At 60.4% G+C, this 12,572-nt stretch carries 11 protein-coding genes and 1 pseudogene; all 12 read left to right on the forward strand.

The window, feature by feature from the left end; translation table 11 throughout:
- On the forward strand, positions 1-689 hold a 689-nt coding region (locus tag ACY69P_RS07940; RefSeq protein ID WP_462327095.1), incomplete at its 5' end, for a BCCT family transporter.
- Between the two features lie 51 nt (positions 690-740).
- Positions 741-1,874: a crotonobetainyl-CoA dehydrogenase gene (gene caiA, locus ACY69P_RS07945; RefSeq protein WP_462327096.1), complete on the forward strand. Its 1,134-nt coding sequence runs from the start codon at positions 741-743 to the stop codon at positions 1,872-1,874.
- Positions 1,875-1,919: 45 nt separating this feature from the next.
- On the forward strand, positions 1,920-3,152 hold the full coding sequence (caiB, locus tag ACY69P_RS07950) for an L-carnitine CoA-transferase (RefSeq protein WP_462327097.1): 1,233 nt from the start codon (positions 1,920-1,922) through the stop codon (positions 3,150-3,152).
- Positions 3,153-3,333: 181 nt separating this feature from the next.
- Positions 3,334-4,950: a crotonobetaine/carnitine-CoA ligase gene (caiC, locus tag ACY69P_RS07955; RefSeq protein WP_459899109.1), complete on the forward strand. Its 1,617-nt coding sequence runs from the start codon at positions 3,334-3,336 to the stop codon at positions 4,948-4,950.
- Between the two features lie 114 nt (positions 4,951-5,064).
- The gene (locus ACY69P_RS07960; protein ID WP_462327098.1) at positions 5,065-5,916 is read left to right on the forward strand and encodes a MaoC/PaaZ C-terminal domain-containing protein; all 852 of its coding nucleotides are present in this window, start codon (positions 5,065-5,067) and stop codon (positions 5,914-5,916) included.
- A gap of 106 nt (positions 5,917-6,022) precedes the next feature.
- Positions 6,023-6,796, forward strand: coding sequence for a putative electron transfer flavoprotein FixA (gene fixA / locus ACY69P_RS07965; RefSeq protein WP_404844450.1), 774 nt, complete (start codon positions 6,023-6,025; stop codon positions 6,794-6,796).
- 12 nt (positions 6,797-6,808) lie between these two features.
- On the forward strand, positions 6,809-7,756 hold the full coding sequence (locus tag ACY69P_RS07970) for an FAD-binding protein (protein ID WP_462327099.1): 948 nt from the start codon (positions 6,809-6,811) through the stop codon (positions 7,754-7,756).
- Positions 7,757-8,579: 823 nt separating this feature from the next.
- Positions 8,580-10,202 carry a sodium:solute symporter family protein gene (locus ACY69P_RS07975; RefSeq protein WP_462327100.1) on the forward strand — a complete coding sequence of 541 codons (1,623 nt, stop codon included), beginning with the start codon at positions 8,580-8,582 and terminating at the stop codon, positions 10,200-10,202.
- A gap of 127 nt (positions 10,203-10,329) precedes the next feature.
- Positions 10,330-11,616: an FAD-dependent oxidoreductase FixC gene (fixC, locus tag ACY69P_RS07980; protein ID WP_459899116.1), complete on the forward strand. Its 1,287-nt coding sequence runs from the start codon at positions 10,330-10,332 to the stop codon at positions 11,614-11,616.
- A complete protein-coding gene (locus tag ACY69P_RS07985; protein WP_404844454.1) occupies positions 11,613-11,900 on the forward strand; it encodes a ferredoxin family protein in 288 nt (95 codons plus the stop codon). Before fixC ends, ACY69P_RS07985 begins: the two co-directional genes overlap by 4 nt.
- A 177-nt stretch (positions 11,901-12,077) precedes the next feature.
- Positions 12,078-12,389 (forward strand): YhdT family protein, encoded by a 312-nt coding sequence (locus ACY69P_RS07990; RefSeq protein WP_462327101.1) that lies wholly within the window; start codon positions 12,078-12,080, stop codon positions 12,387-12,389.
- Positions 12,386-12,572 (forward strand): annotated as a pseudogene (panF, locus tag ACY69P_RS07995) (sodium/pantothenate symporter); the annotation flags it as partial. The gene ACY69P_RS07990 and the pseudogene panF, both read left to right, overlap by 4 nt.

Genomic DNA, 12,572 nt, shown 5'->3' on the forward strand with positions numbered 1-12,572 from the left:
CCCTGAGCGGTACTACCTTCATCGCCAACTACTTCACCGACTCCGTGGGCGTGCTGCTCGACAAGTTCGGCCGCATGCTGTTCTACACCGACACCATCGGTGGCGGCGGCTTCCCGCAGGGTTGGACCGTGTTCTACTGGGCCTGGTGGGTCATCTACGGCATCCAGACCTGCATCTTCCTCGCCCGTATCTCCCGCGGACGCACCGTCCGTCAGGTCTGCGTCGGCATGGTTTCCGGCCTGACCGTCACCACCTGGTTCATGTGGACCGTTCTGAGCGGCAACACCATGGACCTTATCCACAAGGGCGCACTGGACCTCACCAAGTTGGTAGCCGAGCACGGCGCGCCGCGCGCCGTCATCGAAACGTGGGCTGCGCTGCCGCTGAGCACCGTGACCATCGGCGCCTTCTTCATCCTGTGCTTTGTGGCGACCGTGACGCTGATTAACGCCTGCTCCTACACGCTGGCCATGTCCACCTGCACCGAGGCCGACGGCTACAGCGAGCCTCCGGTTTGGGTCCGTGTTGGCTGGTCCATCCTCGTGGGCATCATCGGCGTGACCCTGCTGGCTCTTGGCGGCCTGAAGCCTCTGCAGACGGCCATCATCGCCGGCGGTTGCCCGCTCTTCTTCGTCAACCTCATGATCATTACGTCCTTCATTAAGGATGCAAAGAAGCAGAACTGGTAAGTTCTGCAGTGATACCAGGTCGATAAAAAAGACAACTCAAGGAGAATCCACATGGATTTTAAGCTTTCTGATGAACAGGAACTGTTTGTAGCTGGCGTACGCGAGCTGATGGAGCGCGAAAACTGGGAAGCCTACTTCGCAGAGTGCGACGAAAAGCACGTGTACCCCGAGCGCTGGGTTAAGGAACTGGCCGACCTCGGCATCGACACCATGCTGCTGCCCGAAGAGCACGGTGGAATGGAAGCTGGCATGGTCACTCTGGCCGCCATCTGGGAAGAGCTGGGCCGCCACGGCGCACCCACCTACGTTCTGTACCAGCTGCCCGGCTTCGGCACCATTCTGCGCTACGGCACGCAGGAGCAGATCGACAAGATCTTTGCCTTCCGCGGCACCGGCAAGCAGATGTGGAACTCCGCCATCACCGAGCCCAGCGCCGGCTCCGACGTGGGCAGCCTGAAGACCACCTACACCCGCAAGAACGGCAAGGTGTACCTGAACGGCCACAAGTGCTTCATCACCAGCAGCGCCCATTGCCCCTACCTCGTGGTGATGGCTCGCGACTCCGAGTCCGAGAAGCCTGTCTTCTCCGAGTGGTTCGTGGACATGAGCCTGCCGGGCATCAAGCTGAACCCCCTCGACAAGCTGGGCCTGCGCATGGACAGCTGCTGCGAAGTCATCTTCGACAACGTTGAGCTGGAAGAGAAGGACCTCTTCGGCACTGACGGCAACGGCTTCAACCGCGTGAAGGAAGAGTTCGACGGCGAGCGTTTCCTCGTGGCCTGCACCAACTACGGCGTGGCCTACTGCGCCTTTGAGGACGCAGCCAAGTACGCCAACCAGCGCGTGCAGTTCGGCGAAGCCATCGGCCGCACCCAGCTGATTCAGGAAAAGTTCGCCCACATGGCCATCAAGCTGAACAGCATGAAGAACATGATCTACGAAGCCGCATGGAAGTGCGACAACGGCATCATGTCCTCCGGCGACGCCGCCATGTGCAAGTTCTACTGCGCCAACGCCGCCTTTGAAGTTGTGGACGACGCCATGCAGATTCTCTGCGGCATCGGCATCACCGGCCACCGCGTGGGCCGCTTCTGGCGCGACCTGCGTGTTGACCGCGTTTCCGGCGGCTCTGACGAGATGCAGATCCTGACCCTTGGTCGTTCTGTGCTCAAGCAGTACCGCTAGGCGACTGGCCCGGAAATCGTACAACACTTCCAAGGACACAGTAGAATGTCGAATAAAGTGCAGACTCCCAAGTTCGGCCCGCTGAGCGGCGTACGCGTCGTGTTCTCGGCCATCGAGATCGCCGGTCCGTTCTCTGCCCAGATGCTCGCCGAGTGGGGCGCAGAAGTCATCTGGATTGAGAACACGGCCTACGCGGATACCATCCGTGTGCAGCCGAACTATCCCGAATACTCCCGCCGCAACCTCCATGCGCTGTCGCTGAACCTGTTCTCCGACGAGGGCAAAGAAGCGTTCCTGAAGCTCATGGAGACCACGGACATCCTCATCGAGTCCAGCAAAGGCCCCGCCTTTGCCCGCCGCGGCATCACCGACGAACTGCTGTGGGAGCACAATCCCGCTCTGGTCATCGCGCATCTGTCCGGCTTCGGCCAGTACGGCGTGGACGAGTACACCAACTCCGCCGCCTACAACACCATTGCGCAGGCCTTCAGCGGCTACCTCATCCAGAATGGCGATGTGGACCAGCCCATGCCCGCCTTCCCGTACACCGCGGACTATATTGCGGGCTTCACTGTCACCAGTTCCGTTCTGGCCGCCCTGTACAAGGCCAAGCAGACCGGTGAGGGCGAAAGCATCGACGTCGCCATGTACGAAGCCATGCTCTGCGTGGGCCAGTACTACATGATCGACTACTTCAACGGTGGTCAGGTCTGCCCGCGTCAGACCAAGGGTAAGGACCCCATCTGGGCCGGTTGCGGTACCTACAAGTGCAAAGACTGCTACTTCGTCACCGAAGTGGTGGGCGTCAAGCAGATCAAGGGCATGCTCGAAAAGCTGGGCCTGTCCAATCTGCTCGGCACCGAGGACGTCCCTGAGGGCTGCCAGCTTATCAAGCGCGACTGCGAAGCTGGCCGTCTGTTCGAGGACAAGCTCGACGAGCTCTTCGCCGAGATGTCCCTTGAGGACGTGCAGGAGCTGCTGGGCTCCATGCGCATCGCCTTTGCCAAGGTGCTCACCGTCCCCGAGCTGGAGTCCAATCCCCAGTACATCGCCCGCGAATCCTTCACCCAGTGGGAAACGCAGGACGGCAAGGAGTTCAAGGGCCCCAACGTCATGCCGAAGTTCAAGAAGAACCCCGGCAAGATTTGGCGCGCCATGCCCCAGCACGGGCAGGACACCGCCGCCATCCTCGGCGACCTCGGATACACGGAAGAAGCCATCAGCGCTCTTGCAGACAAGGGCATTGTCAAATTGAGCGATCCTCCCAAGGCCGACTAACACTCGGTTAAAGTTGTGGGGGAGGGACAGCCGTTTCCCTGGCGGCTGTCCCTCCTGTCACCACACGGTGGAACGTCAGTTCCTGTGAGACGGTTCCGGCAGATGAGTGAAGACGGACCGGAATGCACAAGGTTTCCGCTGTGGCCTGAAGAAGAATGAGCTGAGCGAAGAGGTGCGAGCGATGGATATTATCGGCAACAAAAACCTGCGCTGCATGTGGGATGAACTGGCCTGCATGCATGGCAACAAGACGGCGCTGGTTTTTGAAGACATTTCAGGAAATACCAGACAATACACCTATGCCGAGCTCAATAGGGAGATCAACAGGGCCGCCAACCTGTTTCTTTCGCTTGGTATCAAAAAGGGCGACAAGGTCGCCATTCAGCTCCACAACAGCCCCGAGTTCATCGTGAGCTGGTTCGGACTGGCCAAGATTGGTGGCGTTATGGTCCCCATCAATGCCCACTATCTGCACGGCGAAAGCGCCTACATCCTGCAGAAGTGCGACATTAAGACCATCGTCATCGAAAAGAAGTTCTTTGAAATTTACGACACCATCCAGCGCAAGGGCGACGCTGCGCTGGAGACCATCCTCGTGGCGCGCATGGAGCACGGCGAGGACATTCCCGGCACGGTGAATTTTGGCAGGGAGATGGCGCAGCAGCCGGATACGCTGCAAACCATTGTCCCCCTGTCCAGTGATGATGTGGCCGAGATTCTGTTTACCTCCGGCACCACCTCGCGCCCCAAGGGCGTGGTCATCACGCACTACAACCTGCTGTTCGCCGGGCGCTACACCTCGTGGCAGTGTTGCCTGCGCAGCGACGACAGGTACCTGACCATGATGCCCGCGTGTCACATCGATTTTCAGTGTACGGCGGCCATGCCGACGTTCACCACCGGCGCGGCGTTCATCATGCTTGAGAAGTACAGCGCCCACCGGTTCTGGAGTCAGGTGTGTCTGCACCGGGCCACCATCACGGAGTGTATACCCCTCATGGTCCGCACCCTGCTGCTCCAGCCCGAACAAGCGTGGGAACGCAACCACTGTCTGCGCGAGGTGCTTTTCTACCTCGACCTCGCGGAGAGTGAGAAGGACGCCTTCATGCAGCGCTTCGGGGTTCGCTTTTTGACCTCGTACGGCATGACGGAAACCATCGTCGGCATCATTGGCGACAGGCCGGGCGATGCGCGGCGTTGGCCGTCCATCGGCCGCGTGGGCCTGACCTACGAGGCCAAAATCGTGGACGAGTGCGGCAACGAGGTGGAGCCGGGAACCCTCGGCGAAATCTGTGTGAAGGGTATTCCCGGCAAGACCATCCTGCGGGAGTACTACAACGCCCCGGAAGCCACCGCCCGCGTGCTGAGCAAGGACGGCTGGCTGCGCACCGGCGACAACGGCTTCATGGACGAAGACGGCTACTTTTATTTCATGGACCGCAATATGAACCTCATTAAGCGGTCCGGGGAGAACATCTCGGGGACGGAGATTGAAAACGTTCTCGTGTGTCACCCCAAAATCGTGGACGCCGCCGTTGTGGGCGTGCCCGATGACATCAGCGACGAAGCCGTCAAGGCCTTCGTCATCATCAAGGAAGGCGAAACGTTGAGCGTGGACGAGATTTTTGACTACTGTTCCGCGCACATCGCCAAGTTTAAGGTGCCTTCCTACATTGAGATTCGGAAGTCGTTCCCCCGGTCCTGCTCCGGCAAGGTCCAGAAGAACGTGCTGAAGATGGAAAGCGTTGGAGGCAACAGCTTGACTGCTGCCAACGTATGTAGCGCCAACGCGCAGTAGTGCGCAGCGCGGCAGAAAGCTGAGCGCGCCGGATTCGTGGACGCAAATTCCTGATCGTGATCAGTAAGTGACCACCCGGCAGGTAATAATCACAGTCATAAAAGGAAGGTCGACATGGCTTTAAAGTTGGACATGCAGGGCAAGACCTACGGCCCGTTTGTGCGTGAGTATGATTTCAAGGACCTGAGCCTCTTCGCACTGGGTTGCGGCGCCGGTTACGACGGCAAGACGGACCTCCAGTACGTCTACGAGAAGGACATGAAGGTTCTGCCGATGTTTGCTGCCATGCCTATTGTGGACAGCGAAGTCACCAAGACGATCGACTACGGCTTCAACTGGGGCGGCTCCCTGCACTGGGGCTTTGACCTGCAGTTCCACCAGCCCATGACCGCTCTGTCCGGCACCCTGAGCACCCACGTTCTGCTCAAGGGCCTGTATGACCGCGGCGAAGGCCGTGGCCTGCTGGCGCAGCACATTGGCGACACCTACGACGAGAACGGTACCAAGCTCTTCACCAACGAGAGCTGGGACTGCGCCCTCTACGACGGCGGCTGGGGTGGCCCCAAGGCCCCCAAGGACATTGTCGAAATCCCCGATCGCGAGCCCGACTTTGAGGTGAGCGAAGAGATCGCCCTGAACCGCGCCCTCATCTACCGCCTCTCCGGCGACTTCCACCCCCAGCACATCGACTGGGCCTACGCGCAGGAGTTCGGCCATCCCAAGCCGAACCTGCACGCCGTCAGCACCGCCGGTGTGGCGTGCCGCCACATCATCAACACGCTGTTCCCCGGCGAGCCGGAGCGTCTGACCCGCTTCAAGACCCGCATTACCAAGTCCCTGTACCCGGGCTGCACGATCAAGACCCAGATGTGGAAGTGGGATGACAATTCCATCCACTTCCGCGTGATTGACGCCGACAACCCCGAGATCGCGTACCTGAACTACGCTCTGGCCGAGTGGAAGTAGGGCGCTGAGCTTTTTACCGCTGCCGGGGCAATGCTCCGGGGCCGTCAGGGGGGCGGCGTGCGTCGCCCCTTGGCACAAAAAGTATACGAGACAGATTGGAGAAAGCATGAAGATCATCGTTGGATGCAAATTGGTTCCTGAAGAGCAGGACATCGCTGTCAACAAGGACGGCAGCCTCGACACCAGCAAGGCCGCTCCCAAGATCAGCCAGTTCGACCTCAACGCCGTGCAGGCCGCTGTGGACATGAAGGGCGAGATTGAGGGCACCACCGTCACCGCCCTGAGCGTTGGCGGCAAGGAGCTGGAAAACACCAAGGCCCGCAAGGACATCCTGTCCCGCGGCATGGACGAACTCACCGCCGTCATCGACGAAGGCTTCAAGGGCGCTCTGCCGCACAAGACTGCCGCCGTCATGGCCGCTGCCGCCGAAAAGGTCGGCTACGACCTCATCCTCTGCGGCGACGGCTCCGGCGACCTGTACGCCCAGCAGGTTGGCGTGCGCCTTGGCGCACAGCTGGACGTGCCCACCGTCAGCGGCGTGAGCAAGATTGTCTCCGCCGAGGAAGGCAAGCTCACCGTTGAGCGCGCTCTGGAAGACGAAGTGGAAGTGCTGGAAATCGCTCTTCCCGCCGTTGTTTCCGTCACCGCCGACATCAACGTTCCCGCCATTCCGGGCATGAAGGCCATCCTTCAGGCCGCCAAGAAGCCCGTGAACGTGCTCACCGCCGACGAACTCGGCCTTGGCGAGCAGTCCGAGCTTGTGGAGTCCGTCTCCGTGCAGGCGCCCAAGCAGAAGGAACGGAAGAAGATCATCATCGAAGGCGATGGCGAAGATCAGATCGCTGAATTCGTCGGCAACCTCCGCAAAGTCATCAACTAAACGGGGAAGAAAATGAGCAAACTTTCCAACGTATGGGTATTCAGTGATGCGGCTTCCCGTCTGGCCGAAGTGATCGCCGGCGGCGCCGAACTTGGTGAAAAGGTCTCCGCATTCGTCCTCGGTTCTCAGGACGACGTGGCCAAGGCTTTCGCCCTGGGCGCAAGCGCCGTGTACCACCTTGGCGACAAGGACTCCGCCCGCATCGTCGAGGACTACGCCGACACCATGGCCAAGGTCATCGCCGAGGGTGAAACCCCCGCAATGGTCCTGCTGCCCGCCACCCGCCGCTGCAAGGGCCTTGCCTCCAAGCTGGGCGTGAAGCTGAACGCCGGCGTGCTGACCGAGGCCGCCGACATCGAAGCTGGCGCCGAAGGCGTGTCCGGCAAGCACATGGTCTACGGCGGTCTGGCCCTTGGCGAAGAGAAGGTGACCTCCGCCGTCTCCATCGTCGTGGTTGCCAGTGGCGTGTTCGCTGGCGGCGAGGCCGATGCCTCCAAGACCGGCGAAGCCGTCTCCGTGGACTTTGTGGAGCCCAAGTGCGCCGTGAAGTGCGTTGAGCGCCGCGCCAAGGAAGGCAGCAGCGTCGACCTGAACCGCGCCAAGCGCGTTGTGGGTATCGGCCGCGGCATTGCCAAGCAGGAAGACATCGCCATCGCCGAACAGCTGTGCTCCGCCATCGAGGCCGAGCTGGGCTGCTCCCGTCCCATCGCCGAAGGCGAGAAGTGGATGGAGCACGAGCGCTACATCGGCATCTCCGGCGTTATGCCCAAGCCCGAAGTGTACCTCGCTCTGGGCATCTCCGGCCAGATTCAGCACATGGTTGGCGCCAACGGCGCACAGACCATCGTGGCCGTGAACAAGGACAAGAACGCCCCCATCTTCCAGTTCGCTGACTACGGCATCGTCGGCGACATCTACAAGGTCATGCCCGCGCTGACCGAAGCTTTCAAAGGCGAGTAGACATCTGGGACTCCGTGCGGGGCCGCACTGCTGTGCGGCCCCGCTTTCAGGGGGCACATGGCGGGTTGGTGCGGTAATGCGCCGCATGGTGTGTGAATGTTTTGTCTGATGCACTGCTGCTGCATAGCGCGGTGTGGTGGCGGGGACGCTGCTGTAACGGGTGTATCTCGCAGGTCATTTTGTGGCCGCGGGTGTGTTCTTTGAATATATGACGATGCGTATTGGGTTTTTGAAGGTGCTGTTTTCGTTTTACACGGCGCGCCGCAGGGCTTATCCCCGACCTCGACGCTCAGGCTTGGCCTTGGCCCTTGCCTGTGACCTCCGCCAGAATTCCACGCCGCTTCCTCGTCATCCGTCGCCCCGCGTTCCCTCCGCTGTACGCTGTGGTGCTCCATCCGTCCCGGCAAGGCCATGCTTTGTTGGCTCCGATGCAGAACCACATTGTCCCGGTATCCTGTTGAAAGGGCGCCGCGGTCTGCACTCCTTGGCAGGCCGCGGCACGCTCTTGCTTCATTCGGCAGGACTGTGCGTTTCGACAAACCAAATGCCTCTTTTGTGTGGTCTTCCGTCCGCCAAGACTGTTTGCGGACGTTGTGGGGGATAGTGTTTGTCTTCCAAGGTTTCCGGGACACGGCAAGCGATGTGTGTGGTGCTTGCCATGAGGGGCTGGGAAACAGGAGGTACCTATGGGTGAAATACTTTTTTCCGTCTTTATCGGGGGGTGTTTGATCGCTGTTGGCGTCTACATGAATGTGACGCTCCACAGGGAGCAGAGACGAAGCAGGCTTGATCACGACAACGTATAACAATCAGGAGAAACGCTGTGGATGTGTATACAATAGGCGTTCTGCTGAGCGTTGTTGTCTATATGATTGTCGGCACCTATGCCGGCCTCAAAGTCAAGAATGTTGAGGACTATTACGTCTGTGGCAGAAATGCCCCGACCATTTTGATCACCGGGACGCTGTTTGCGTCCATGCTGAGCACCAACGGATTCATGGGCGACACCGCCTACTGCTACGGCGGCAATATTACCACCATGATTCTTATCAACACGCTGTGCGCGTGTGGGTATGTTCTCGGCGCGCTGCTGTTTGGGCGCTATATTCGCCGCGCCCGTGTCCGGACCATGCCCTCGTATTTCGGCTACCGGTTCAACAGCACGCGCATCCGCCGTTTTGCAGGCGTGACCACGGTTGTCTCGCTGACGGCCTATCTTTTGAGCGTGATTCAGGGCACCGGCATCCTTATGCAGACCATGACCGGGCTTGATCGGGGCGCATGCCTCTTGATCGCTTGGGTCTGCATCACCCTGTTCACGTTTTACTCCGGGTCCCGAGGGGTCATCCTGACGGATACCATCATGTTCATTTTCTTTCTGGGTGCCACCATCATCGCCGGGCCGTACGTCTTTGACGCGGCTGGCGGGCTGGGTGACCTGCTGGTCACCTTGGCGCAGAACCCGAACACGCCCCAAGGCATGCTGGCTTTCCACGGCAATACGGGCGGCGGGTCGGTCACGGACATTATGTTCTACGCCGTGACCATGGGCATTGTGTGGATGGTCGCCGTGGGCGTGAGCCCGTGGCAGGCAGGGCGCAACCTTATGGCCAAGAACGAGCACGTGACGTTTCGTTCCGGAGCCATGGCCGCTGTGCTGACCATCGTCTTTTCGCTCTATCTCTACCTTATTGCGGTGAGCGTCATCCCCCTGCATCCGGGGATGGCGGAGCCGGAGCGCGTCATCATCTGGGCCGCGTATGAAGTGATGCCCAAGCTGGTGGGCGTGGTGATGCTGACGGGCATCATGGCCGCCGGGCTGTCCTCGGCTTCCACGTTCCTTTCCGTGGTGAGCTTCAGCCTGACCAGCGACGTGTGCAACATGTCCTTCAAGGACGACCGCAGCCAGCTGATGTGGACGCGCATCATTGTGCTGCTGGTGGGCCTTATTGCCCTTGGGCTGGCGTATTTGAACCTGTCGAGCATCCGCATCATCACATGGTTTGCCAGCACCATCATTGCGGCGTCGTGGGGCTATGTGGCCTTTGCCAGCGTGTGGAGCAAGTCCCTGACCGAGCGCGGGGCCTTCTTCGCCATGGTTGGCGGGTTCTTTGGCTACTTCATCGCCAAGTGCCTGAAGGAGTTTGCCGGGCTGCCCTTTGAGAATCTGTTCGGCCCGTTCTTCATCGGCGTGGCTGTGAGTGTGATTCTGGGCATCCTTGGCTCGCGGGGGCAGCGGCGCAGCGCGGAAGAGGTGGCTTTTCTGCAAAAGCTGCACACCATGCCGCGCGCCGAGCAAAAGGCCAGCGATTACCGCCGCGACAGAATGTACGGCTGGTTCATGATTGGAACCGGTGTCGCGGTGTCGGCGTTCCTTATCGTGTACTGGGCTGTGCCCTACAACACGCTCCTTGGGCGCGACGTCATGGCAATGCTGCCGTTTTAGCACGTGAACAGAGCGGATTCGTCCGCTTGGAATAGAAACAAGAGGGAAGGCTCCCGCCCATGCGGGAGCTGAACAAGGCGTAACCAACAAACATTTCTTCGGCTCCGCGCCGTGCAAGAGGTGAATTATGTCGGAAGACAAGTTTGACGCTATAATAGTAGGTGCTGGCCTTGCTGGGTGTACCAGCGCCTACCTGCTGGCTCAGGCCGGTTTGGAAACACTGGTCATTGAGCGCGGCAACTTCCCCGGCGCAAAGAATATGACCGGTGGCAGGCTCTACGGCCACAGCCTCGAAAAGATTTTCCCCGGCTTTGCCGAGGAGGCGCCCATTGAGCGCACCATCGTCCACGAGAAGGTTTCCTTCATGGACGAGACCTCCAGCACCACCATGGACTACGCCTGTCCGCAGTCCGAGAACCCGGCCGAGCGTTCCTACTCCGTGCTGCGTTCCAACTTTGACCAGTGGCTGGCGGGCAAGGCCGAAGAGGCCGGTGCCAGCATCGTCCCCGGCATCCGCGTGGACGACCTCATCGTGCGCGAGGGCAAGGTCTGCGGCGTTGTGGCCGCTGGCGAGGAAATGGAAGCCGACGTGGTCATTCTGGCCGACGGCGTGAACTCCATCCTCGGCGAAAAGCTGGGTATGGTGGACAAGGTGACACCGCACCACTGCGCTGTGGGCGTGAAGGAAGTCATCGAGCTGTCCAAGGAGCAGATTAACGACCGCTTCGGCTGCGCCGACGGCGAAGGCGCTGCTTGGCTGTTTGCCGGTATGCCCTCCGACGGCCACATGGGCGGCGGCTTCCTCTACACCAACGAGGACACCATCTCCCTTGGTGTGGTCTTTGGCCTGCACAACATCGAGGCCGCAGGCAAGTCCGTCCCGCAGATGCTGGAGGACTTCAAGAACCATCCCACGGTCAAGCCCCTCGTCGCGGGCGGCAAGCAGGTGGAATACTCCGCCCACGTCGTGCCCGAAGGCGGACAGGACATGCTGCCCAAGATGGTTGGCGACGGCGTGCTCATCGCTGGCGACGCCGCTGGCCTGTGCCTGAACGTTGGCTACACCGTGCGCGGCATGGACCTTGCCGTTGCCTCTGGCGAAGCCGCGGCCAAGGCCGTCATCGCCGCCAAGGAGAAGGGCGACTTCAGCGAAGCCGGTCTGGGCACCTACATCGCCGAGCTTGGCGAAAGCTTTGTGATGAAGGACCTTGAGCAGTACAAGAACCTGCCGGGCTTCCTCGACAATCCGCGCATGTTCAACGACTACCCCCAGATGGTCGCTGGCATCATGAAGGACCTCTTCACCATCAACGGTCCTTCCGCACCGCTTCGCAAGAAGGCTCTGCCGCATCTGAAGAAGGTCGGCTTCCTCAACATGATTAAGGACGGCATCAAAGGAGTGAGAGCGATATGAAGAATACAGTCAACGTTGATGTAAAACTCGGCGTGAACAAGTTTTTTGTCGATGAAGGCAACCCGCATATCGAGCTGATTGAGAATCCCGATCCCGCGGAATTCGCCAAGCTCGAAGCGGCCTGCCCCGCTGGCCTCTACAAGCGTGATGACAGCGGCGCATTCTTCTTCGACTCTGCCGGCTGTCTGGAATGCGGCACCTGCCGCATCCTGTGCGGCAAGACCATCCTGCAGAAGTGGGAATACCCGCAGGGCACCATGGGCGTGGAATTCCGCTTCGGCTAGGGCGCTTTCCCGCGGTGCGCCGGGGCTGGCCGATACGCCCCCCTTTCGGCCGCCTGATCGGGCGCTGCGGAAGACAATACACTGAGGTACCGGCAACGTTTATGCGCGTTGCCGGTACTTTTGCATGGCGCGCCGGGTACGACCGGCGCGCCATAACAGCGCAACGGGAGAGTGAGCATGACGGACAAGGCAGAGGATAAGCGCTACAGGCAGGCCAACCGCGAGGCCCTGTTGGCCCTTGGCGTGTACGCGCTGTATTTCGTGTGGTGGTACGGGTGCGCCTACGGCCTTGGCGATGGCGACCCCGAGGGCTATTCCTTCATTATGGGACTGCCGGAATGGTTCTTCTATAGCTGTATTGTCGGCTACCCCTTGGTGGTGCTGGCGCTGTGGCTGGTGGTGCGCTTTTGCTTTGAGGATATGCCGCTGGACGAGGCGGACGCCGAACCGGGCGACGCCCCCGGCGCAGATGGGAGAACGCCGTCATGACCGGGAATGCCGTCACCATAGTGCCCATGGCGCTGTATCTGGCGCTGTCCTTTGCTGTGGCGGTGTGGGGCCGCAAGCGCGCCGAGCGTCCGGATTCCGCACAGGGTTTTCTTGAGGACTACTTTATCGGCGGGCGGTCCATGGGCGGCTTTGTCCTCGCCATGACCATTATCGCCAGCTACA

It is taken from the genome of Desulfobaculum sp., from assembly GCF_054921475.1.